A 22,168-nucleotide genomic window follows, 5' to 3' on the forward strand; every position below is an offset into this window, starting at 1 on the left:
GGCTGCTCTCAGCCCACCCGGCGCTTGGCTGTGACTGCCGGCGCGCCGCTACGCGTCGCCCCCGGCCGCGCCCGGGTCGGCGGCGGCCACGTCCAGCAGCTGGTAGCGGTCGATCGCCTGCTTCAGCACCGAGCGGTCGATCCGGCCCTCCTTGGCGAGCTCGGTGAGCACGCCCAGGACGATCGACTGCGCGTCGATGTGGAAGAAGCGACGCGCCGCCCCGCGGGTGTCCGCGAAGCCGAACCCGTCGGCGCCCAGCGACTGGTAGGTGCCGGGCACCCAGCGCGCGATCTGGTCCGGAACGGCCCGCATCCAGTCGGACACGGCCACCTTCGGCCCCTCCGCGTCGGCCAGCTTCCGCGTCACGTACGGAACGCGCTGCTCCTCCTCCGGGTGGAGCAGGTTGTGCTCCTCCGCCTCGACCGCGTCGCGCCGCAGCTCGTTCCAGGAGGTCGCCGACCACACATCGGCCTTCACATCCCACTCGTCGGCCAGGATGCGCTGCGCCTCCAGCGCCCACGGCACCGCCACGCCGGAGGCGAGGATCTGCGCCGGGATGGCGCCCTTCTCGCTCTCCTGGTAGCGGTAGAGGCCCTTGAGGATGCCCTCGCGGTCGACGTCGGCGGGCTCGGCCGGGTGCCGGATCGGCTCGTTGTAGACGGTGAGGTAGTAGAAGACGTTCGGGTCTTCGCCATCGGCAGGCTCGCCGTACATCCGGCGCAGACCGTCCTGCACGATGTGCGCGATCTCGAAGCCGAACGCCGGGTCGTAGGCGACGACCGCCGGGTTGGTCGAGGCCAGCAGCTGCGAGTGGCCGTCCGCGTGCTGCAGACCCTCACCGGTCAGGGTCGTACGGCCGGCGGTCGCACCCAGGACGAAACCGCGCGCGAGCTGGTCGGCCATCTGCCAGAACTGGTCGCCCGTGCGCTGGAAGCCGAACATCGAGTAGAAGACGTACACCGGGATCAGCGGCTCGCCGTGCGTGGCGTACGCCGAGCCCGCCGCGATCAGCGAGGCCGTACAGCCCGCCTCGGAGATGCCGTCGTGCAGCATCTGCCCGGTCGGCGCCTCCTTGTAGGCCAGCAGCAGCTCGCGGTCGACCGACTCGTAGGTCTGGCCCAGCGGGGAGTAGATCTTCGCCGAGGGGAAGAGCGAGTCCATGCCGAAGGTGCGGTACTCGTCGGGCGCGATCGGCACGAACCGCTTGCCGATCTCCTTGTCCCGCATCAGGTCCTTCAGCAGCCGTACGAACGCCATGGTGGTGGCGATCTGCTGCTGACCGGAGCCCTTCTTCAGCGACGCGTACGTCTTGTCGCCCGGCAGCTGCAGCGGCTCGGCGCGCACCACGCGGGTCGGCACATACCCGCCCAGCGACTTGCGCCGGTCGTGCATGTACTGGATCTCCTCCGAGTCCCGGCCCGGGTGGTAGTACGGCGGCAGGCCGGACTCCAGCTCCTTGTCGGGGATCGGCAGGTGCAGCCGGTCGCGGAAGCGCTTGAGGTCGTCGACCGTCAGCTTCTTCATCTGGTGGGTCGCGTTGCGGCCCTCGAAGTTCGGGCCGAGCGTCCAGCCCTTGACCGTCTGGGCCAGGATCACCGTCGGCTGGCCCTTGTGGGCCTTGGCCGCCGCGTACGCCGCGTAGATCTTCCGGTGGTCGTGACCGCCGCGGCCCAGGTGCAGGATCTGGTCGTCGGTCATGTGCTCGACCATCGTGCGCAGCCGCTGGTCGTCGCCGAAGAAGTGCTCGCGGATGTACGCGCCGGTCTCGGTCGCGTACGTCTGGAACTGGCCGTCGGGCGTGGTGTTCAGCCGGTTGACCAGGAGGCCGTCGCGGTCCTGCGCGAGCAGCGGGTCCCAGGTGCGGTCCCACACCAGCTTGATCACATTCCAGCCGGCGCCGCGGAACTGCGACTCCAGCTCCTGGATGATCTTGCCGTTGCCGCGCACCGGGCCGTCGAGGCGCTGCAGGTTGCAGTTGACGACGAAGGTCAGGTTGTCCAGGCCCTCACGCGCGGCGAGGGACAGCTGGCCGAGCGACTCCGGCTCGTCCATCTCGCCGTCGCCCAGGAACGCCCACACATGTGACTGGGAGGTGTCGGCGATGCCGCGCGCCTCCATATAGCGGTTCATCCGCGCCTGGTAGATCGCCCCGAGCGGGCCGAGGCCCATGGAGACCGTGGGGAACTCCCAGAAGTCCGGCATCGACCGCGGGTGCGGGTAGCTGGACAGGGCGTGGCCGGCCTTCGACTTCTCCTGCCGGAAGGCGTCCAGGTGCCCCTCGCTGAGCCGGTCCAGGAGGAAGGCGCGGGCGTAGATGCCGGGGGAGGCGTGGCCCTGGAAGAAGATCTGGTCGCCGCCGTCGCCCCGGTCCTTGCCGCGGAAGAAGTGGTTGAAGCCCACGTCGTACAGCGAGGCGGAGGAGGCGAAGGTGGCGATGTGGCCGCCGACGCCGATGCCAGGGCGCTGGGCGCGGGAGACCATCACCGCAGCGTTCCAACGGGTCGCGTTCAGGACCTTGCGCTCGATCTCCTCGTTGCCGGGGAAGAACGGCTCGTCCTTGGTGGCGATGGTGTTGACGTAGTCGGTGCTGCGCATCTCGGGCACCGCGACGCGCTTCTCGCGGGCGCGCTCGATCAGGCGGAGCATGAGGTAGCGGGCACGTTCCCGGCCTCGCTCATCGACAGCTGCGTCGAGCGAGTCGAGCCACTCCTGGGTCTCTTCGGGATCGAAGTCCGGGACCTGGCTGGGAAGGCCGCCAATGATGATCGGGTTGCGATCGGATCCGGAAGCCACGCTATTCCTTCGCTTTTCGGTCGTGCTGTGCACGCAATGGATTCGTGCTCTGCTGGGTCGCGCCGATCTCCATCGTGTACCTCGCGTAGGGGATACGTCACCTCTACCGGGTGGTAACCATCACGTGGTGAGACGGTCGCTGCGCGGGCGTCGGAATGCGACGGCCAAACCGCAACCATACGCCCACCCCGGGCGGGGCTCGCGTACGCCCGTTCGGCCCGTGGGGGGCGTACTCGGCGTATCGTGGCGATACGCGCGTTCAAACGGGACATTTTGGAGTGATGTGACTCACTCGTGGCCGTTCGTCCATGATGGGAGTTGCGGTGACACTCCCCCAATACGTCCGTTGGACGCCGTATGGGGGGACCCCCCACGTTTGGGCGGGATCGCTGGCCAGGTACTTGCGCGATCCGCCCGGCCCGTGTGGACTACGCCCCAAGCCTCGCGTACGCGCGTGGCGCACAGCGACTCGAAGAATGAACGCAAGATGACAGGAGGCAATCCGTGAGCGCGACCGCGGACCACGCGGAGGAGCGGACCAACCCTGCCGTGAGGCTGGGTTTCCAGCCCGATCAGGTGGTCCAGGAGATCGGCTACGACGACGATGTCGACCAGGAGCTCCGCGAGGCCATCGAGGAGATCACCGGTCAGGAGCTTGTCGACGAGGACTACGAGGATGTGGCCGACGCCGTCGTGCTGTGGTTCCGTGAGGACGACGGCGACCTGACGGACGCGCTGGTGGACGCCATCCAGATGATCGACGACGGCGCGCCGGTCTGGCTGCTGACCCCCAAGACCGGCCGTGACGGCTATGTCGAGCCGAGCGACATCAACGAGGCCGCGACCACCGCAGGCCTGTCCCAGACCAAGAGCTTCAACGCGGGCAAGGACTGGACGGGCAGCCGTCTGGTCACCCCGAAGGCCGCGAAGTCGAAGCGCTGAGCCGGTCCGGCGCGAGCCGGTCCGGCGCTGGGCCCGCGACACCCTGCCGAGAGCCCCCCTCCGTACCGTTCGGAGGGGGGCTCTGCGCGTAGGGTGTTCCCCGATCAACCAGCCAATCCAGCTACCAGCGAAGGGATGCCACCCATGGCGATAGAGGTCGGCGCGAAGGCCCCCGATTTTCAGCTGAAGAACCAGCACGGGGAGTCGGTCCGGCTCTCCGACTTCCAGGGTGAGAAGAACGTCGTCCTCCTCTTCTACCCGTTCGCCTTCACTGGCGTGTGCACCGGCGAGCTGTGCGCTCTGCGCGACGAGCTGCCGACGTTCGTCAACGACGATGTGCAGCTGCTCGCCGTCTCCAACGACTCGCCCTTCTCGCTGCGCGTGTTCGCCGAGCAGGAGGGGCTCGAGTACCCGCTGCTGTCGGACTTCTGGCCGCACGGCGAGGCCAGCCGGGCCTACGGCGTCTTCGACGAGGAGAAGGGGTGCGCGGTGCGCGGCACCTTCGTGATCGACAAGGAGGGCGTGGTCCGCTGGACCATCGTCAACGGCCTCCCCGACGCCCGGGACCTCAACGACTACGTCAAGGCCCTGGAAACCCTCTAAGGCCCCGGAAACCCTGTGATGAGGGGAACCGCTCACTAGGATCGACGCGTTGATCCTGATGGGATCCCCGGGCGCCCCCAGGCCTCACCTGGCGGTGCCCACGGCACCCGGCATAGCAATGAAGGGGCACACCGTGCTCCTGACGAACCTTTTTGGGAGGACTCGTGGGAGTCAGCCTCAGCAAGGGCGGCAACGTCTCGCTGACCAAGGAAGCCCCTAACCTGACCGCCATCACCGTGGGTCTGGGCTGGGACATCCGCACCACCACGGGCACTGACTTCGACCTCGACGCCAGTGCCCTGCTGACCAACGCCGAAGGCAAGGTCTCCGGCGACCAGAACTTCGTCTTCTTCAACAACCTGAAGAGCCCCGACGGCTCGGTCGAGCACACCGGCGACAACCTCACCGGTGAGGGCGAGGGCGACGACGAGCAGATCAAGGTGAACCTGGTCGGCGTGCCGGCCGATGTCGCCAAGATCGTGTTCCCGGTCTCGATCTACGACGCCGAGACCCGCCAGCAGAGCTTCGGCCAGGTCCGGAACGCGTTCATCCGCGTGGTCAACCAGGCCGACGGCACTGAGCTCGCCCGCTACGACCTGACCGAGGACGCCTCGACCGAGACCGCCATGGTCTTCGGCGAGCTGTACCGGCACGGGGCGGAGTGGAAGTTCCGGGCGATCGGCCAGGGGTACGCCTCGGGGCTGCGCGGCATCGCACAGGACTTCGGCGTCAACGTCTGATACGCCCGTAGGCCCGTAGCACCACCCGCGTATGTACGTCCCGCGTACGCACCGTACCGCCCGCGCGTCCGGCGCCGCGTCCCTGCACATCGGCAGGAGCGCGGCGCCGGACGTGCTGCTTCTACGCACTGTATTGGGCTTCGTGCGTTTCATGCTCTTCATGAGCGCTTTGCGACACCACGGGGAGGAATCAGAATCATGGGCGTCACCCTCGCCAAGGGGGGCAATGTCTCCCTCACCAAGGCCGCGCCGAATCTCACCCAGGTGATGGTCGGCCTGGGCTGGGACGCGCGCTCGACCACCGGAGCGCCGTTCGACCTCGACGCCAGCGCGCTGCTGTGCCAGTCGGGGCGGGTGCTCGGCGACGAGTACTTCGTCTTCTACAACAACCTCAAGAGCCCCGAGGGCTCGGTCGAGCACACCGGCGACAACCTCACCGGTGAGGGCGAGGGCGACGACGAGTCGATCCTGATCGACCTCACCAAGGTCCCGGCGCAGGTCGACAAGATCGTCTTCCCCGTGTCGATCTATGACGCGGACACCAGGCGTCAGACGTTCGGGCAGGTCAGCAACGCGTTCATCCGCGTGGTCAACCAGGCGGACGGCGCTGAGCTGGCCCGCTACGACCTCTCGGAGGACGCGTCGAGCGAGACGGCGATGATCTTCGGGGAGGTGTACCGCTATGGCGGCGAGTGGAAGTTCCGGGCCGTGGGGCAGGGGTACGCGTCGGGTCTTCGGGGCATCGCTCTAGACTTCGGGGTCAACGTTTCGTAAAGCCGCGTACAGCGCGCGGGGGAGACCTTACGAAGAGGGATTGGACAGGAAGTGCTCCTCAAAACCTTTGGTTGGTCGTTCGCCGTCACGGCGGCCGGCCTGGCCTTGGCCGGCGTCCTCTGGGGGTGGAAGGGGCTCGCGATCGTCGGGATCCTCTCGATCCTGGAGATTTCGCTCTCGTTCGACAATGCGGTCATCAACGCGGGCATCCTCCGCAAGATGAACGCCTTCTGGCAGAAGATCTTCCTGACGGTCGGCATCTTGATCGCCGTCTTCGGTATGCGCCTCGTCTTCCCCGTGATCATCGTGGCCATCACGGCGAAGATGGGGCCGCTGGAGGCCGTCGACCTGGCGATCAACAACAAGGACAAGTACGAACACCTGGTCACCGCCGCACACCCGGCGATCGCCGCCTTCGGCGGGATGTTCCTGCTGATGATCTTCCTCGACTTCATCTTCGAGGAGCGCGACATCAAGTGGCTGGCCTGGCTGGAGCGGCCGCTGGCCAAGCTCGGCAAGCTGGACACCTTCTCCATCGTCATCGCCCTGGTGGCGCTGCTCGTGACCGCCATGACCTTCGCCACCGACGTGGCCCACGGCGGCGGCGACAAGAGCGCGACGGTCCTGCTGGCCGGCGTCGCCGGTCTGCTCACCTACCTGATCGTCGGCGGCATCTCCGGCTACTTCGAGGACAAGCTGGAGGAAGACGAAGAGGAAGCGGCTGAAGCGGCTGGAGAGGCCGAAGGGGCCGAGGACGGCGACGAGGCCGAGAAGAGCGAGAAGGCCGCTGCCGGAGCCCAGAAGAGCAGCCAGGGCGCCACGGTGGTCGGCCTGGCCGGCAAGGCCGCGTTCTTCCTCTTCCTCTACCTGGAGGTCATCGACGCGTCGTTCTCCTTCGACGGCGTCATCGGCGCCTTCGCGATCACCAACGACATCTTCGAGATGGCGCTGGGTCTGGGCATCGGCGCCATGTACATCCGGTCGCTGACCGTCTTCCTCGTCCGCCGGGGCACCCTCGACGACTACGTCTACCTGGAGCACGGCGCGCACTACGCCATCGGCGCGCTCGCCGTCATCCTGCTGGTCACGATCAAGTACGAGATCAACGAGGTGATCACCGGCCTGATCGGTATCGTCCTGATCGGAGCCTCGTACTGGTCCTCGGTGGTGCGCAACCGCCGGGAGGAGGCGGCGGGGGGCGAGGACGCCGAGAGCAAGGCGGAAGTCACCTCCGGAGTGTGACGCGGGTCCGTTTGAGGAACGCTCTGAGCGGGGCGGGCCGGGAGTCCTGTCTCCCGGCCCGCCCCGCGGGCAGTTGGGTCATCGACCAGTTGATTGGTGGGGGTGCACACGATGGCGTTCTGGAACAACTGGGGACGGGGCGCGTGGCGCGAATTCGACAGCGGCGACGCCTCGGGTGCGGTCGCGCTGACCAAGCGGCACCAGACCATCTCGCTGACCAAGCAGGGGGCGGCCAGCGGCAACCTGCGGATCAACCTGTCCTGGCGGATGCGGACGTCGGACTTCAACGACAGGGCGGGGCGTGGCTCGCTGCGCCATCCGCTGCGGATGTTCAAACCGGAGATGGTGCAGGCCCAGGGCTCCGCGATGGTCAACGTGGACCTGGACCTGGCCTGCATGTACGAGCTGCAGAGCGGCGCCAAGGGCGTGGTCCAGCCGCTCGGCAACTTCCTGGGCAACCTCAATGAGGCGCCGTACGTCAAGCTCAGCGGGGACGACCGGTTCGGGTCCGGATCCGGCGAGACGATCTACATCAACATGGACCACAAGGACGACATCAAGCGGCTGCTCGTCTTCGTCTACATCTACGACGGCACCCCGGCCTTCGACCGTACGCACGGCATGGTGACGCTCTACCCCAGCAACGGGCCGCGGGTGGAGATCGAGCTCCACGAGCGGGCCCCGCAGGCCCGCTCCTGCGCCGTGGTGATGATCGAGAACGTCAAGGGCGAGATGCTGGTCCGCCGCGAGGTGAAGTACGTGTACGGCTTCCAGGCGGAGCTGGACCGGCTGTACGGGTGGGGGCTGCAGTGGGGCCGGGGCTACAAGGAGAAGGTCTGAGGGCGGCGTAGCCGGGCGCCGGGGATGTGCCCCGGCGGCCCGGCCCCAGGCGTGCCCGGAGGTGCCCGGCCCGTCGGCTGCGGCTGCTTACCGGTGCTGGAACTGCGGCCCCTGCGGCGGCAGCGTGAAGTTGCGGTCGGGCAGCGGGGGCGGCGGTATGGGCTGGGTGCGCTGCACTTGCTGCGGGTAGCCGTATGCGGGCTGCTGCGGATATCCGTACGTCGGCTGCTGCGGGTAGCCATACCCCGACTGCGCCGACTGAGCCGCCGGGGGCTGCTGGGCGGGGGGCTGCGGATATCCGTACGTGGGCTGCTGCGGGTAGCCGTAGCCGGGCTGTGACGGAGGCGGCTGCGGCGGGGCGGTCGGCGGGGGCGGCACGGGGCCGTAGCCGGTCGGCAGCGGTGTGGGCGTCGCCATCGGCTGGGTCAGCTGCGAGTCGTCCCAGGAGTCCTGCCCGAAGGCGGGGCCGGGGGGCGCCGCGCCGACGACCGAGTCCATGGTGGGGGGCGTCACGGGGGTGGGCGTGCCCTCCGGCTCGTTCCCGTTCCCGTCTCCCGTTCCGTTCGCGGGGCTGCTCGCGTCGGGGGCGGCGTCGGCCGCCGGGCTCTCGCCGGTGTTCCCGGCGCCACCCTCGGCGTCACCCTCGCCGTCGTCCACCGAGATGCCGTACTCCGTGGCCAGCCCGACCAGCCCCGACTCGTAGCCCTGCCCGAGCGCGCGGAACTTCCAGGAGCCCCCGCGCCGGTAGAGCTCACCGCAGAGCAGCGCGGTCTCCTGGCCGGTCTCCGGCGTCACCACGAACTCCGCCAGCGGCTCCGCGCCCGCCGCGCCCGACGCGTCGTACAACAGCAGGCTCAGGTCCGTCACCTGGCCGAAGGTGCCGCCGTCCGCCGACGCGGCCAGCACCACCCGGTGGACGGCCGGCTCCAGCGCCGCCAGGTCGGCCTCGACGGTGTCCGTCAGCCCCTCCGACACCCGCTTCTTGGGCAGATGCCGGACCAGGCCGGACGGATGCCGTGGCTGGTTGTAGAAGACGAAGTCCTCGTCCGAACGCACGCGGTCGTCCGCGCCCAACAGTAGCGCCGAGGCGTCCACGTCGGGCACGTCCGTGCCGGGGGTCCAGCGGAGCACGGCCCGTACGGCGGTGGCCTCCAGCGGGATGTTCGATCCCTTCAGCATCGCGTGCGTCATGGCCGCAATCCTGCCCTCCCAGCCCTGGTCGGGACAACGCAGGGGGCGGGTGCGGGGCCGGGAAGAGGCCGGAAAAGGTGAATGGACCGGCATCCCGGACACCCAGTGGACGCACATGAGTTACGCGATTTTCACACCCTTGGGGAACTTTTGACCAGTCGTCGCACGTACGATTATCGGCCACCACCCGGGCCGGATCGGCCAGCGCGGGCGCGGCAGCGTGGGGAGAGCTATGCGGCATTTTGGACACGTGTCGGCCGAGGCGCGGAAAGATCTGTTCCACCGGGAGCCCGGCGAATTCACCGCCGACTCCCCGGCCCACACGCTCGCCGTCGCCCTCGGTGCCACCCTCTACAGCCCGGCCACCCGCCCCCGCCTCGCCGATGACATCGCCAAACAGGCAGGTCAGGGCGTTACCTCCATGGTGCTCTGCCTGGAGGACTCGATAGACGACAACGAGGTGCCCGCGGCCGAGGAGAACCTCGTACGGCAGCTGGGCGAACTCTCGGCACGCGGTCCGCACCTCACGCTGCCCCTGCTGTTCATCCGGGTCCGGACCCCCGAGCAGATCGTCGACCTCGTCCGGCGGCTCGGAGCGGCCGTGCGACTGCTGTCCGGATTCGTACTGCCGAAGTTCACCGAGGAGCGCGGCGTCCCCTTCCTCGAGGCGCTGATTTCGGCCGAAACCGCGGAGGCGACCGAAGCCCTGGGCGGCCGGCGACTGTACGCGATGCCGGTCCTCGAATCGCCGGAGCTGATGCACCGGGAGACCCGCACCGAGACCCTGGCCGGCATCGGGCGCACCGTCGACAAGCACCGCGAGCGGGTCCTGGCGCTCCGCCTCGGCGTCACCGACCTGTGCTCGGCCTACGGGCTGCGCCGGGCGCCCGACATGACCGCGTACGACGTACAGCTCGTCGCCTCGGTCATCGCGGACGTGGTGAACATGCTGGGCCGCGCGGACGGCACCGGCTTCACGGTCACCGGGCCGGTGTGGGAGTACTTCAAGCCGCACGAGCGGATGTTCAAGCCGCAGCTGCGCCTCAGCCCCTTCACCGGCCGCGCGGCGTCGTCGCTGCGCACCGCCCTCATCGAGCACGACATGGACGGGCTGCTGCGCGAGATCGAACTCGACCGCGCCAACGGCCTGCAGGGCAAGACCTGCATCCACCCGACGCATGTCGCCCCCGTGCATGCGCTGTCCGTGGTCAGTCACGAGGAGTACAGCGACGCCGTGGACATCCTCGAGCCGGAGCGCGACGGGGGCGGGGTGCTGCGCTCGGCGTACACCAACAAGATGAACGAGGTGAAGCCGCACCGCGCCTGGGCCGAGCGGACCCTGCGGCGCGCCGAGGTGTTCGGCGTGGCCCAGGAGCACATCAGCTTCGTGGAGCTGCTGGCGGCCGGGTTGCGGACGGGATGACGGGATGATGGGTGCCTGATGGAGTGGACAGGGCTGAGCGGGCTGATGGGGCGTACGGCGTGATGTGGTCGGGGCAGTGGGTCGCGGACCGGCTGGGAGTCGGGCTCGAAGGCGGCGATGAACTGCGCGAGCTGCTGGGGCTCGCGCTGCGGCGCAACCCCAAGCGCGCGCATCTGCTGGTGTCCAACGTGCTCGGCAAGCATGTGCCGCAGCGGCCGCGGGCCGTCCACGGCGCGGGCGTACGGCTCGGGCGCCGGGTGCGTGAGCTGCTGGGCGACCAGGCCGCGGCGCGCGCGGTCGTGCTCGGCTACGCGGAGACCGCGACGGGCCTGGGCCACAGCGTCGCGGACGGCCTGGGCCTCGCCCCCTACCTCCACTCCACCCGGCGACCGGTCGCGGGGGTCGCGCCGGTGGGCGGCTTCGAGGAGGAGCACAGCCACGCCACGTCCCACCTCCTCCTCCCCGAGGATCCCGACCTGCTGGCCACGGACGGCCCGCTGGTCCTCGTCGACGACGAGTTCTCGACGGGCCGGACGGTGCTCAACACGATCGCCGCCCTCCATCGGCGCTTCCCGCGCGAGCGGTATGTGGTGGTGGCCCTGGTCGACATGCGCTCGCCCGAGGACCGCGCCCGTCTGGACGCGTTCGCGGCCGACCTCGGCGCCCGCGTGGACCTGATCGCGGCGGCGACGGGCACGGTCCGGCTCCCCGCAGGGGTCCTGGAACGCGGACAGCGGCTGGTCGCGGAACACGAGGCCGCCGCCGCGCGGACTGGCGCCCCCGGCCCCGCACCCGTGACCATGGACCCGGCTGCTGCGGCGGGGTTGGAGTCCGTCGGCTCGGGGCCTGCGCCTGCGCCTGGCCCGGCGCCCGGCTCGGGGCCAGCGCCTGCGGCTGCGCCTGGCTCGGGGCGCGGGCCTGCGCGTGTGTCCGGCCCAGGGCCTGCGGCTGTGCCCGGCCCGGCGGCCGGGCTCGCGCTTGGGCAGGTGCTCGCAGGGCACCCCGGCCGTACGGGGCTGGCCCGCGTCGAGCTCGGCTGGCCGGGTGGGCTGCCCGACGGTGGGCGGCACGGCTTCACACCCGCCCATCGGGAGCGGCTGGAGGCCGCGCTTCCGGGCATGGCGGCCCGGATCGCCGAAGCGCTGCGCGTCACCGCGCCGGACACCGCGCCAGCCCGCCGCGTGCTCGTCCTCGGCTTCGAGGAGCTGATGTACGCGCCACTGCGGATCGCCGAGGCGCTGGAGACCGCGCTGGACACCGGGTCGGGCGGGGCCGAGGTGCGGTACTCGACCACCACGCGCTCACCCGTGCTGGCCGTCGACGACCCCGGCTACGCGATCCGTACCCGCCTCGCCTTCCCCGCGCACGACGCGCCCGCCGACGGCCCCGGCGAGCGCTACGCCTACAACGTCGCCCCCGGCAGCGACCCCACGCGCCGCTTCGACGCGATCGTCGCCGTCGTCGACTCGCCGGCCGACACCCCCGAACTGCACGCCCCGGGCGGGCTGTTGGCACACCTCGCCGTGCACACCGACCGCCTCCTGCTGGCCGTCGTGCCGTCCTACACGCCGAACACCAACGCCCCCGCCTCCACCAACACCCCCGAGCGACAGGCGCCCCCCATGTCACAACCGCCGCTGCCGGAACCGCTGCGCGGCCCGGCGTTCTCCTCGTACGCCCCCGAAGAGGTCGGCTGGCTGCTGCAGGACTTCTCCGAGGTCACCCTCGAGGCGCCCACCGAGGAGCGCGAGGAGGCGATCCAGAGCGGCGGCGCGCACTACGCCGAGTCGCTGCCCGTCGAGTACCAGCCGACCGAGGAGTACCAGGCGCTGTTCCGGGCCGCGCTCACCACCTCCGCGGCCCGCATCGCGCGGGCGGTCGGCGCGGTCACCGAGACCGTGCTCGCCGAGCGTTCGCCGCGCCCCGTCCTGGTGTCGCTGGCCCGGGCCGGCACCCCCGTCGGCGTGCTGATGCGCCGCTGGGCGCGCCACGCACACGGCCTCGACCTGCCGCACTACGCCATCTCCATCGTGCGCGGCCGCGGCATCGACACCACCGCGCTGCGCTGGCTGGCGGACCGGCACGACCCCGCCGACGTGGTGTTCGTCGACGGCTGGACCGGCAAGGGCGCGATCACCCGCGAGCTGGCGGAGGCCGTACGCCCGTACCCCGGCTTCGACCCGCGGATCGCCGTACTCGCCGACCCCGGCCGCTGCGTCGAGACGTACGGCACGCGCGATGACTTCCTCATCCCCTCCGCCTGCCTCAACTCGACCGTCTCCGGGCTGATATCGCGCACCGTGCTCCGCGCCGACCTGGTCGGGCCCGACGACTTCCACGGCGGGAAGTTCTACCGCGAGCTGGCCGGCGCCGATGTCTCCGGGCTCTTCCTCGACACCGTCACGGCCCGCTTCGACGAGGTCGCCGACCAGGTCGCCGCCGACGCGAAGGACCTCGCGGCCGCCGATCGCGCCCCGACCTGGGAGGGGTGGGCGGCGGTCGAGCGGATCAGCGAGGAGTACGGCATCCATGACGTGAACCTCGTGAAGCCGGGCGTGGGCGAGACGACGCGGGTGCTGCTGCGCCGCGTCCCGTGGAAGATCCTGGCGTCGCGCGGCGCCGGCCCGGACCTGGCCCATGTGCGGCTGCTGGCCGAGCAGCGAGGGGTGCCGGTGGAGGAGGTGGACGACCTGCCGTACTCGTGCGTCGGGCTGATCCACCCCCGCTACACGCGCGGCGCGACGGGCGCGGACGGCAAGGCGGTGACCGCCTGATGACGAGCCATGAGCAGTCGCCCCTGCTGATCGCGAGCGACCTCGACCGCACGCTGATCTACTCGGCGGCCGCGCTCGACCTCCGCATGCCGGACGCCGAGGCGCCGCGGCTGCTGTGTGTCGAGGTGTACGGCCACCAGCCGCTGTCGTACATGACGGAGACCGCGGCCGGGCTGCTCACCGAACTGGCCCGCGGCGCCGTCTTCGTACCGACCACCACGCGCACCCGCGAGCAGTACGGCCGCGTCCGCCTCCCCGGCCCCGCCCCCCGCTTCGCGATCTGCGCGAACGGCGGGCATCTGCTGGTCGACGGCGAGTCCGACCCGGACTGGCAGGTGTCCGTGCGCGCCCGACTCGCCGCGTCGTGCGCGCCGCTGGAGGAGGTCCGCGCCCATCTCATCCGTACCGCGGACCCGGCCTGGCTGCTCAAGGAGCGGGTGGCCGAGGACCTGTTCGCCTACCTGGTCGTCGAACGGGCCCTGCTGCCCGAGGGCTACGTCAAGGAGCTGACCGCCTGGGCCGAGGAGCGGGGCTGGACGGTCTCGCTGCAGGGCCGCAAGATCTACGCGGTGCCGAAGCCGCTCACCAAGAGCGCGGCGGTCGCCGAGATCGCGCGCCGTACGGGAGCGCGCGAGGTGCTCGGCGCCGGGGACTCCCTCCTGGACGCCGACCTCCTCCTGGCCGCCGACCGCGCCTGGCGCCCGGCCCACGGCGAACTCGCCGACGAGGGGTGGACGGCGCCGCATGTGACCGCGCTGGAGGAACGGGGCGTGGCGGCGGGCGAGGAGATCCTGCGAGCCTTCGCGGCCCGCGCCGGGATGGCGCGGGGTGCCGGGGTGGCGGGCGCCGGGGCGTGACGCCGTAACGCGGTCACCGCGCCCCCGTCACGCCCGCCGCTTCCCCCGCCCCTTGGTGAAGACCCGTACGCCCACGAACGCCACCACCCCCAGCGCCGCAGCCCCCGCCACCACCTTGGAGTACACCGAGACGTAGTCCGTCACCTCCCGCCAGTTGTCGCCCAGCGCGTACCCGGCCAGCACGAACACCGTGTTCCAGATCAGGCTCCCGAGCGTGGTCAGGGCGAGGAAGACGGGCACCGGCATCCGTTCGATCCCGGCCGGTACCGAGATCAGGCTGCGGAAGATCGGCACCATGCGTCCGAAGAAGACGGCCTTCGTGCCGTGCCGGGCGAACCACCGCTCCGTCCGCTCGATGTCCGCCACCTTCACCAGCGGCAGCCGCGCGGCGATCGCGACCGTACGGTCCCGGCCGAGCAGTCCGCCCGCCCAGTAGAGGGCGAGCGCCCCCATCACCGAGCCGGCGGTGGTCCACAGCAGCGCGGCGTACAGGTTCATATCGCCCTGCGCGGCGGCGAATCCCGCCAGCGGCAGGATCACCTCGCTGGGCAGGGGCGGGAAGAGGTTCTCCAGGGCGATGGCGGCGCCCGCGCCGGGCGCGCCAAGGGTGTCCATCAGGCCGGTGGCCCAGTCGGTGATCCGATCGCTCATACCCGGCGACGCTAGAAAAGCCGCCGCCCCGGGACCATGAGGTCGCCCACCCGGCCCGGGGGCCGCACACCACACCCACAACCTGCGGAAATCCTCAGTGTGCGGGCCGCCGCGCCCCGCTAGCGTTGCCGTCCATGGGGACAAGGGGGACAGCGAGGAGCTGGCTGCGGCGCGGGCTGCGCCTGGCGGGCGGGCTGCTGATCGGCACCGGCACCGCCCTCGTGGAGCTGGTGTGCGTCGCCGCGGCGGGCCTGGCCCTGCTGTGCGTACGGACCTGGCCGGGCAGGTGGCCGACTGCCCAGCGGTGCGTGCTTCGGACGGTGACGGCAGGGGCGCGGCGGCTGACGGAGATCGAGCGCCGCCGGCTGGCCCGCTTCCTGGGCCATGACATCGCGGCCGACTACGACGACCCGGGCGCCCGCCAGTATCTGGCGGGGCGCTGGTCGCTGGGGCTGTTGGGCGGGCTGGTGCTGCTGTCCGTAGGGGTCGGCGCCGCGTACGGCAGCCTGCTGCTGTGGGGCTGGTTCATCATCAGCGACGGCGAGTGGCTCCCGGTCGCCGCATCCGCCATCGGCGGGCTCTTCCTGCTCTTCCTCGCCCTGCAGGGCATCGTCGGCGTCGCGACCCTGGAGGGGCAGCTGGCCCGCCACCACCTCGGCCCCAGCCATCAGGAAGCCCTCCGCCGCCGGATCGACGAGCTGTCCACCAGCCGCGCCGGGGTCGTGGACGCCGTGCACGACGAGCGCCGCCGCATCGAGCGTGATCTGCACGACGGGGTGCAGCAGCGGCTCGTCGCCCTCGGCATGCTGCTCGGCCGGGCCCGCCGCAGCCAGGACCCCGACAAGGCGCGCGCCCTGCTGGTCCAGGCGCATGAGGAGAGCCGGGCCGCGCTGACCGATCTGCGCGAGGTGGCGTGGCGGGTGTACCCCACGGCACTGGACGAGGCCGGGCTGCGGGCGGCGCTGGAGGCGGTCGCCGAGCGGTCGCCCATCCCGGTGCGGCTGGAGTACGGGTTGGCGGCGGAGCCGGAGGAGGCGGTCCGCACGGTGGCGTATTTTGTGGTCGCCGAGGCGGTGACGAACGCGATCAAGCACTCGGACGCGGGGCGCCTCACGGTGGCGCTCACCCGGCGGGAGGCGCAGGCGGACGTGGAGGGGGAGACGGCGGTGGGCGGGTTGCTGGTACGGGTCACCGACGACGGCAAGGGCGGCGCGGACCCGGCGGGCGGGGGGTTGCTGGGCCTGGCCCGGCGGGTGGCGGCGCTGGACGGCCGGCTGTGGGTGGTCAGCCCGCCCGGCGGGCCCACGACGGTCAGCGCGGAGCTGCCATGCGCATGATCCTGGCTGATGACTCGACCCTGCTGCGTGAGGGCCTGGTGCGGCTGCTCGCCGAGGAGGGCCACGAGGTGGTTGCGGCGGTGGGCGACGGCGCGGCGCTGGTCGAGGCGGTGGGACGGCATCCGGACGTGGACGCGGTGGTGGTGGACGTACGGATGCCGCCGACGCACACCGACGAGGGGCTGCGGGCGGCACTGGAGATCCGGCGGCGCCACCCCGGCATCGGGGTGCTGGTGCTGTCGCAGTACGTGGAGAAGCGGTACGCGACCGAGCTGCTGACCTCCGAGGATGGAGGCGCGGGGGTCGGATATCTGCTCAAGGACCGGGTGGTGCAGGTCGACGAGTTCCTGGACGCGCTGGAGCGGGTCGCCGCGGGCCGTGCCGCCTTCGACCCCGAGGTCGTCCGCAGACTGCTGGCCCGCAGCACCCACACCGACCCCCTCGGCCGGCTCACGCCGCGCGAGCGGGACGTCCTGGACGCGATGGCGCAGGGCCACGCCAACACCGCCATCGCGGAGCGGCTGCATGTCTCGCGCAGCGCCGTCGAAAAGCACATCAATGCGATCTTCGACAAGCTCGAACTCCCTGCGAGTTCGGGTTACAGTCGCCGGGTGCTGGCTGTACTGCGCTACCTGGGAAGCTGAAGGGGACCACGTTGGCCGAGAGCAAGAGCACGCCGATCACGGACGAGCTGTACGCCTACGTGCTGGGGCACAATCCGCCGCTCGACCCGGTCCAGCGCGAGCTCGTCGAGGTCACGCACGCCCGACTCCCCGAGGTCGCGGGCATGCAGTCCGCCGAGGAACAGGGCCCGCTGCTGGCGTTCCTGGTGCGGCTGACCGGCGCCCGGCACATCGTCGAGGTCGGCACCTTCACCGGCTTCTCCGCCCTGTCGATGGCGCAGGCGCTGCCGGCCGACGGCAAGCTGATCGCCTGCGACGTATCGGAGGAGTGGACGGCGTACGGGCGGGAGGCCTGGGCGAAGGCCGGGGTCGCGGACCTCATCGACCTGCGGATCGCCCCCGCGCTGGACACGCTGCGGGCGATGCCGGCCGAACCGCACATCGACCTGGCCTATCTCGACGCGGACAAGGGCAACTACATCGCGTACTGGGAGGAGCTGGTGCCGCGCCTGAGCCCGGGCGGGCTGATCGTCGCGGACAACGTGTTCTTCCACGGGTCCGTCGTCGACCCGGAGGCGACGGGCGCGGGCGCGGCCATCAAGGCGTTCAACGAGCATGTGGCCGCCGACACCCGGATGGAGGCGGTCATGCTGACGGTCGCCGACGGGCTGACCCTGGCGCGCCGCCGCTGAGCCTGCGCCGCCGCAGCAGCCGCCGGGCGTGCCGCCCTTCTCCCTGCCGCCCTTGTTCCTCTGCGGATCGCTGTTCCTGTGCGGATCGCTGCTCGGCGGAGTCGCCGGGAGACCTGCCGGGGGACTGATCAAGCTTGCCCCACTTACCGGGTGGGAGCTGCCGGGCGTGCGCCTCGCGCGTGTGCGCCTCGCGTTCGGCGAGGTCGGGGTGGCGGGCCTGCCAGTACGGATTGTCGTGCGGCAGCCCGCCGCTGACCCGCCCGTACATGCCGAACCACATCAGCATCAGGCCGACCACAAAGCTGAACAGCACGTTCTGGAGGCGGAAGGCCAGGAAGTTGTAGTCCGTCTCCAGCAGGGCGAGATTGACGAAACCGCTCAGCAGGAAGGCGATGCCCAGCACGATGTTGAGGGTCGAGGCGAAGTTGCCGCTGATGACCATGCCGGCGACCAGCAGCGCGCCGATGACGACGGACAGCACGCTCAGCGCGCCGTTGGTGTTCAGGCCGGCGACGGTGTCACCGCCGGTGTCAAAGAAACCGATCTTGTCGACCAGGCCCAGGATGCCGAAGGCGATCAGGACCAGACCCATCAGGCCCGCACCAATGCGGTAGACCTGGCTGAGCCGGTGGTCGATCGGCAGATGCTCGTCGAGTTTGATGCGGACGCCGATCCGCTCCGGGAACTGGCGTCCGATCCCCGCTGGGTGAGGACCGATGGGGGAGGGGCGGCCAGTAGCCATGTCCGGCCTCCTTCGGGCTGATGGGCTTTACCCCTGTCGCTCGCGGAGACCCCGGCCTCACGGTGCTGCGCGGTCGAGGCCATACCTGCGTACGTACTCCCAGGATCCGCCCCCGGCCGGGTCGGCTCAACCGCGACCGCCCAGGCTCAGCCGCAACAGCCGCCCCCACAGCACCCGCCGCCACCGCCACCGGAGGCCTGGGGCCGCGCCGGGGCGGAGGAGGAGCCGGTGACGGCGACCGTCGAGAGCAGCTTCACCGTGTCGTCGTGCCCCTCCGGGCAGGACGCGGGCGCGGAGGACTCGGCCATGGGCCGGTTCAGCTCGAAGGTGGTCCCGCAGGCGCGGCATCGGTATTCGTAGCGAGGCATAGGAGGCAGCATAGCCAGGGACGGCGCGGTCCAACAGCGCACAAAACGCAAGAAACCGCAGGCCAGCGCAGGCATATGCGGAACCGGCACCTGAGGGGAGGCTCAGTGCGCGCCCCCACGCTCCTCACGGATCTCCTGCACCACACGGGCGGCCGCCTGCCGCACGGCCTCCGTCTCGGACAGGAAGTGCCACCAGTCCGGATGCCGCCCCTCCAGCCCCGCGATCGCCCGGTCCAGCCGCTCCACCGCGCCGTCCAGCGGCCCCGCGTGGCGCGGGTCGGGGGTGTCGCGCCCGGCCATCGCCAGCCGCTGCGCGTCGCGGATCGCGAAGCGCGTGCGCTCGACCTCCTTGTTCCGGTCGTACGACACCTCGTCGAGCCGCCGCAGCCGGTCGCCGGCCGCCGACACCGCCTCGTCCGTGGTGTTCAGCAGCGCCCGTACGGTCGCGAGCAGGGCGGTGGCATCCGCCCAGCGCTGCTCGTCCCGCGCCTCCTGCGCCTCCTTGAGCTTCGCCTCGGCCCGGGCGACATCCCCCGCCGCCTGATCCGGGACGGCCTGCAGATCCTGCCAGCAGGCCGCGCTGTACCGCCGCCGCAACTCGCTCAGCACGGGCACGACGCCCTCCGTCCGCGTGGTGATCGCCTGCGCGCGGGTACGCAGCGACACCAGCCGCCGGTCGATCTCCGCCGCCCGCTCCGGCAGCCGCTCCGCCTCGCCGCGCACCGCCTCCGCCCCACGCAGCACATCGTCCGCGCGCCGGATGGTCTCCTGCACACCATGCCGGCCCGCCCCCTCGTTGAGCTTGGTCAGCTCCGGCCCCAGCGCGGCCAGCCGCGCCGCCAGGTCATCGGCCCGCAGCCCGGCCCCCCGCACGGCATCCAACGCGTCGCTCGCCGCGCGCAGCGCCTGCCGCGCCCGCTCCACGGCGGGCGCCAGCCGCGCCAGCTGGGTCTCGGCCTGCTCCAGCAGCGGGCCAAGACCCTGCGCGAAGCGGTCGAGGTCCGCCTTGGTGCGCCGCAGCTCGTCCTTCGCCCTGACCAGATCCGCACGGGCGCGCGAGGCGGCCGAGGCGTCCAGGTCGTCGCGGTCCAGGTCATGGGCGTCCACGGCGGTGATGTAGTCCCGGCTGACCTGGTCGATCCGCTCGCCGAACGCCTCGAAGTCGGCCTTCGCCCGCTGGGCGGCCGGTGAGTCGTCGACCGCCGTGATCGTCTCGATCGAGATCCGCAGATCGCGCTGCGCGGTGTCCAGCTCGTAGAACGCCGCCGCGGCCTCGTCCTTCGCCGCCTGCGCCTGCGCCCGCTGCCCTTCCCCCCGCCCCCCGAACCACCGCCGCGCCCCGCCCCCCGCGAACGTCCCCGGCACCACCGCGACCAGCACCGCCAACGGCCCCACCACCAGCACCGCGCCCCCGACCACGCCCTCGGCGACCCGCCGCCCCAGCCCCCGCAAGCCACGTACCGGACCCGGCCCATGCTCCGGACACGGACGACGTACTGCACGTGCAGACTGCGCGGATGTCGCCGCCACTTCCCGCTCCCACATGGATCGCCCCAGGCCCGGCTGTCATTCTCCCACTCGTCACTGACGAACAGGCATGACGATTGGTTCGCGATCAGGGCCTCGCCCTTCCCCGTCCTTTCCCCTCACCTACTGGATTGCTGCGGTGCGGCGCGGACAAGGTAGGCTGGCACCTCATCCCGGGCGCATAGCTCAGCGGTAGAGCGCTGCCCTTACAAGGCAGATGTCGGCGGTTCGAACCCGTCTGCGCCCACGGTGATTGACCGCAGGTGAGAGCGTGATTCGGCCCCTCAATCCGTCTGGATTGAGGGGTCGTTCGTGCTCGGATGCCACATAGATGCCACAACCCCAAAGGATCATGCAGTGCAACGGGGTGTAACCCTATGCGACCTGGGTAAGCGTCTCGTACGTTGAGACCTGAGGGACTGTGCCGCTCCCGTTCCGGTGCAGTCGATTCCTGCCTCAGCAGACCCTTGGTCCCTGGGCGGGGAGGTCCACATCACGGGAGAGCGCCCGCTGTCTCGTGCGCCGTCGGGCCTGCGAGGGGTGTGACCGAGATACGCGCCAAAGGGGCAACGGGATGATCTTGAAGCCCTGAGCGCCGGACCCGTCCCGTATTTCAGAGGGACACCTACGCTGTTCTGCCAGCGGCAGAACACCGGCCGGACCGGGCTCGACGATCACTACAGTCCAGTCTCATGACGACGATTACGACGCGTACGGTCGAGTACCCGGCCGACGGTTTGACGATGATCGGGCACCTCGCGCTCCCGGCCGGTGTCGACCGCCAGCCCGCAGTGCTGCTCGGACCAGAGGGCATGGGGCTCAGCGACGTCGAGCGCCGCCGGGCCGATGCTCTCGCCGAGCTGGGATATGTAGCGCTGGCCTTCGACCTGCACGGCGGGCGCTATTTGGGTGACCCCGAGGAGATGCTGGCCCGTTGCATGCCACTGCTCGCTGATCCCGACCGGATGCGGCGCATCGGCCACGCGGCACTCGACGAGTTGCGCACCGAGCCCCGGACCGACCCCGACCGGATCGCCGCCATCGGCTACGGCACCGGGGGCGCCATCGCGCTGGAACTCGGGCGAGACGGCGTCAACCTGCGCGCGATCGGGACAGTCAACGCAACTACCACGGGCCGACCGGGCGAGGCAGCGCGCATTCGCTGCCCGGTGTGGGCCGGGGTCGGATCGGAAGACCCGATCATGCCGCCCGCGCAACGAAACGCGTTCACCGCTGAGATGCAGGCCGCGGGCGTCGACTGGCGCCTCGCGATCTATGGCGGTGCATTGCATGCCTTCCACCACCCGCCGGTTGACCACCCCGTGGTCCCCGGTGTCGGCTACCACCCACAGCACGCGCAGCGAGCCTGGCGCGACGTCGTCGACCTGCTCGCCGAGTGCCTGCCCGTGGCGGAGGACCTGAGGGCATGACCCAGGCAAAGCGCCGCACCCTGGCAGGCTCGGCCAGCGGAAGGCGTCGATCGCCTCGAAGCGTTCGGCGTCGTAGTCTGTCGCGGCTAATGTTTGGGATAGAGGTGGCGCAGTTTGATGCGTGCGTCGTGGGTGGTGAAGTGCCAGTTCCCCTGGCGTTGGTCGGTGTACCGCGCCGAGTTGATCGGCGAGCCGCGTGACGACTTTGAGTCGACGCGGCGGGAGTGCGTGCCGCTGAAGTCGGTGCCGGACCTGGTCGCGCGCGGAGAGGTCCGCTCGGCAAACGCGGTGGCCGCGCTGCTGATGTTGCACCATCTGCGCCTCGGCTGAGCCCCGAGCATGACGAATGCCCCCTCGCACGAGGGGGCGTTGCTGTCAGAGGAGGCGGCGGTCCGGTGCCGGCACGGCCGGTGTCGAAGGGCCCGGGGTCGGCTCGTCGGACTGAGGCGCGCCGGAGCGGCGGCACACCAGGGCGTCCGGATCCCACACGGGAGTCTGCAAGGAGTACCTGTCCGGGCAGGACGGGCCAGGTGAAGGAAGTTCTCGCTGGAAGGTCAAACCGCCCCTTCGTGCTGGCGCCGAAGGTGAGTGACTTTGTGGTGCTGAGCGGCTTCGGCCG

At 70.8% G+C, this 22,168-nt stretch carries 19 protein-coding genes, 1 tRNA gene and 1 pseudogene; 15 read left to right on the forward strand and 6 right to left on the reverse strand.

The window, feature by feature from the left end:
• Positions 1-48: 48 nt before the first annotated feature.
• Entirely contained in the window at positions 49-2,793 is a 2,745-nt protein-coding gene (gene aceE / locus PV419_RS03160) for a pyruvate dehydrogenase (acetyl-transferring), homodimeric type (RefSeq protein WP_319686066.1), read from the reverse strand.
• Between the two features lie 504 nt (positions 2,794-3,297).
• Here aceE and PV419_RS03165 point away from each other — a divergent pair.
• From PV419_RS03165 to PV419_RS03190, 6 genes are all read left to right on the forward strand, one after another.
• Entirely contained in the window at positions 3,298-3,735 is a 438-nt protein-coding gene (locus PV419_RS03165) for a DUF3052 domain-containing protein (RefSeq protein ID WP_014180045.1), read from the forward strand.
• Positions 3,736-3,879: 144 nt separating this feature from the next.
• On the forward strand, positions 3,880-4,338 hold the full coding sequence (locus PV419_RS03170) for a peroxiredoxin (RefSeq protein WP_319686067.1): 459 nt from the start codon (positions 3,880-3,882) through the stop codon (positions 4,336-4,338).
• A gap of 164 nt (positions 4,339-4,502) precedes the next feature.
• Positions 4,503-5,078, forward strand: coding sequence for a TerD family protein (locus tag PV419_RS03175; protein ID WP_319686068.1), 576 nt, complete (start codon positions 4,503-4,505; stop codon positions 5,076-5,078).
• A gap of 198 nt (positions 5,079-5,276) precedes the next feature.
• On the forward strand, positions 5,277-5,852 hold the full coding sequence (locus tag PV419_RS03180; protein WP_319686069.1) for a TerD family protein: 576 nt from the start codon (positions 5,277-5,279) through the stop codon (positions 5,850-5,852).
• A gap of 51 nt (positions 5,853-5,903) precedes the next feature.
• On the forward strand, positions 5,904-7,094 hold the full coding sequence (locus PV419_RS03185) for a DUF475 domain-containing protein (protein ID WP_319686070.1): 1,191 nt from the start codon (positions 5,904-5,906) through the stop codon (positions 7,092-7,094).
• A 111-nt stretch (positions 7,095-7,205) separates the two neighbouring features.
• Positions 7,206-7,934 carry a Tellurium resistance gene (locus PV419_RS03190; RefSeq protein ID WP_319686071.1) on the forward strand — a complete coding sequence of 243 codons (729 nt, stop codon included), beginning with the start codon at positions 7,206-7,208 and terminating at the stop codon, positions 7,932-7,934.
• Between the two features lie 87 nt (positions 7,935-8,021).
• Here PV419_RS03190 and PV419_RS03195 read toward each other — a convergent pair whose 3' ends face one another.
• Positions 8,022-9,125 carry a TerD family protein gene (locus PV419_RS03195; protein WP_319686072.1) on the reverse strand — a complete coding sequence of 368 codons (1,104 nt, stop codon included), beginning with the start codon at positions 9,123-9,125 and terminating at the stop codon, positions 8,022-8,024.
• A 232-nt stretch (positions 9,126-9,357) separates the two neighbouring features.
• Here PV419_RS03195 and PV419_RS03200 point away from each other — a divergent pair, with 232 nt between their 5' ends.
• The 3 genes from PV419_RS03200 (at position 9,358) to PV419_RS03210 (ending at position 14,179) form a co-directional block, all read left to right on the forward strand.
• Positions 9,358-10,548, forward strand: a complete 1,191-nt coding sequence (locus tag PV419_RS03200) for an HpcH/HpaI aldolase/citrate lyase family protein (protein WP_319686073.1) — start codon at positions 9,358-9,360, stop codon at positions 10,546-10,548.
• Positions 10,549-10,610: 62 nt separating this feature from the next.
• The gene (locus PV419_RS03205) at positions 10,611-13,322 is read left to right on the forward strand and encodes a phosphoribosyltransferase (protein WP_319686207.1); all 2,712 of its coding nucleotides are present in this window, start codon (positions 10,611-10,613) and stop codon (positions 13,320-13,322) included.
• A complete protein-coding gene (locus tag PV419_RS03210) occupies positions 13,322-14,179 on the forward strand; it encodes an HAD family hydrolase (protein WP_319686074.1) in 858 nt (285 codons plus the stop codon). Before PV419_RS03205 ends, PV419_RS03210 begins: the two co-directional genes overlap by 1 nt.
• A gap of 27 nt (positions 14,180-14,206) precedes the next feature.
• Here the strand turns inward: PV419_RS03210 and PV419_RS03215 are convergent, their stop codons facing one another.
• A complete protein-coding gene (locus tag PV419_RS03215; protein ID WP_319686075.1) occupies positions 14,207-14,830 on the reverse strand; it encodes a DedA family protein in 624 nt (207 codons plus the stop codon).
• Positions 14,831-14,964: 134 nt separating this feature from the next.
• On the opposite strand from PV419_RS03215, the gene PV419_RS03220 reads away from it, so the two are divergent.
• The 3 genes from PV419_RS03220 to PV419_RS03230 are packed head-to-tail and all read left to right on the forward strand — an operon-like array spanning position 14,965 to position 17,482.
• A complete protein-coding gene (locus tag PV419_RS03220) occupies positions 14,965-16,167 on the forward strand; it encodes a sensor histidine kinase (RefSeq protein ID WP_319686076.1) in 1,203 nt (400 codons plus the stop codon).
• Positions 16,158-16,811 carry a response regulator transcription factor gene (locus tag PV419_RS03225; RefSeq protein ID WP_319686077.1) on the forward strand — a complete coding sequence of 218 codons (654 nt, stop codon included), beginning with the start codon at positions 16,158-16,160 and terminating at the stop codon, positions 16,809-16,811. The genes PV419_RS03220 and PV419_RS03225 overlap by 10 nt, the downstream gene beginning before the upstream one ends.
• Positions 16,812-16,822: 11 nt before the next feature.
• A complete protein-coding gene (locus PV419_RS03230; protein WP_319686078.1) occupies positions 16,823-17,482 on the forward strand; it encodes an O-methyltransferase in 660 nt (219 codons plus the stop codon).
• Here PV419_RS03230 and PV419_RS03235 read toward each other — a convergent pair.
• The 3 genes from PV419_RS03235 to PV419_RS03245 form a co-directional block, all read right to left on the reverse strand.
• On the reverse strand, positions 17,436-18,224 hold the full coding sequence (locus PV419_RS03235; RefSeq protein WP_319686079.1) for a DUF4383 domain-containing protein: 789 nt from the start codon (positions 18,222-18,224) through the stop codon (positions 17,436-17,438). The two genes, PV419_RS03230 and PV419_RS03235, sit on opposite strands and share 47 nt — an antisense overlap.
• Positions 18,225-18,370: 146 nt before the next feature.
• Positions 18,371-18,592: a zinc ribbon domain-containing protein gene (locus tag PV419_RS03240; protein WP_319686080.1), complete on the reverse strand. Its 222-nt coding sequence runs from the start codon at positions 18,590-18,592 to the stop codon at positions 18,371-18,373.
• A gap of 102 nt (positions 18,593-18,694) precedes the next feature.
• Positions 18,695-20,137 carry a hypothetical protein gene (locus tag PV419_RS03245; protein ID WP_415925213.1) on the reverse strand — a complete coding sequence of 481 codons (1,443 nt, stop codon included), beginning with the start codon at positions 20,135-20,137 and terminating at the stop codon, positions 18,695-18,697.
• Between the two features lie 157 nt (positions 20,138-20,294).
• Here PV419_RS03245 and PV419_RS03250 point away from each other — a divergent pair.
• From PV419_RS03250 to PV419_RS03260, 3 genes and pseudogenes are all read left to right on the forward strand, one after another.
• Positions 20,295-20,366 (forward strand) — tRNA-Val (locus PV419_RS03250).
• A gap of 445 nt (positions 20,367-20,811) precedes the next feature.
• Positions 20,812-21,549 carry a dienelactone hydrolase family protein gene (locus PV419_RS03255; protein ID WP_319686082.1) on the forward strand — a complete coding sequence of 246 codons (738 nt, stop codon included), beginning with the start codon at positions 20,812-20,814 and terminating at the stop codon, positions 21,547-21,549.
• Positions 21,550-21,723: 174 nt separating this feature from the next.
• A pseudogene (locus PV419_RS03260) lies at positions 21,724-21,879 on the forward strand (NUDIX hydrolase); the annotation flags it as partial.
• Positions 21,880-22,168: the final 289 nt, after the last annotated feature.

This window comes from Streptomyces sp. ME19-01-6, assembly GCF_033793745.1.
Classification (GTDB): Bacteria; Actinomycetota; Actinomycetes; order Streptomycetales; family Streptomycetaceae; genus Streptomyces.

What these genes read in the sequence shown, in the direction of transcription:
- PV419_RS03170 (WP_319686067.1), top strand. Translation starts at nt 3,880, where the DNA reads ATGGCGATAGAGGTCGGCGCGAAGGCCCCCGATTTTCAGCTGAAGAAC.
- PV419_RS03180 (WP_319686069.1), top strand. Translation starts at nt 5,277, where the DNA reads ATGGGCGTCACCCTCGCCAAGGGGGGCAATGTCTCCCTCACCAAGGCC.
- PV419_RS03190 (WP_319686071.1), top strand. Translation starts at nt 7,206, where the DNA reads ATGGCGTTCTGGAACAACTGGGGACGGGGCGCGTGGCGCGAATTCGAC.
- PV419_RS03195 (WP_319686072.1), bottom strand. Translation starts at nt 9,125, where the DNA reads ATGACGCACGCGATGCTGAAGGGATCGAACATCCCGCTGGAGGCCACC.
- PV419_RS03200 (WP_319686073.1), top strand. Translation starts at nt 9,358, where the DNA reads ATGCGGCATTTTGGACACGTGTCGGCCGAGGCGCGGAAAGATCTGTTC.
- PV419_RS03205 (WP_319686207.1), top strand. Translation starts at nt 10,611, where the DNA reads ATGTGGTCGGGGCAGTGGGTCGCGGACCGGCTGGGAGTCGGGCTCGAA.
- PV419_RS03210 (WP_319686074.1), top strand. Translation starts at nt 13,322, where the DNA reads ATGACGAGCCATGAGCAGTCGCCCCTGCTGATCGCGAGCGACCTCGAC.
- PV419_RS03215 (WP_319686075.1), bottom strand. Translation starts at nt 14,830, where the DNA reads ATGAGCGATCGGATCACCGACTGGGCCACCGGCCTGATGGACACCCTT.
- PV419_RS03220 (WP_319686076.1), top strand. Translation starts at nt 14,965, where the DNA reads ATGGGGACAAGGGGGACAGCGAGGAGCTGGCTGCGGCGCGGGCTGCGC.
- PV419_RS03225 (WP_319686077.1), top strand. Translation starts at nt 16,158, where the DNA reads ATGCGCATGATCCTGGCTGATGACTCGACCCTGCTGCGTGAGGGCCTG.
- PV419_RS03235 (WP_319686079.1), bottom strand. Translation starts at nt 18,224, where the DNA reads ATGGCTACTGGCCGCCCCTCCCCCATCGGTCCTCACCCAGCGGGGATC.
- PV419_RS03240 (WP_319686080.1), bottom strand. Translation starts at nt 18,592, where the DNA reads ATGCCTCGCTACGAATACCGATGCCGCGCCTGCGGGACCACCTTCGAG.
- PV419_RS03245 (WP_415925213.1), bottom strand. Translation starts at nt 20,137, where the DNA reads ATGTGGGAGCGGGAAGTGGCGGCGACATCCGCGCAGTCTGCACGTGCA.
- PV419_RS03255 (WP_319686082.1), top strand. Translation starts at nt 20,812, where the DNA reads ATGACGACGATTACGACGCGTACGGTCGAGTACCCGGCCGACGGTTTG.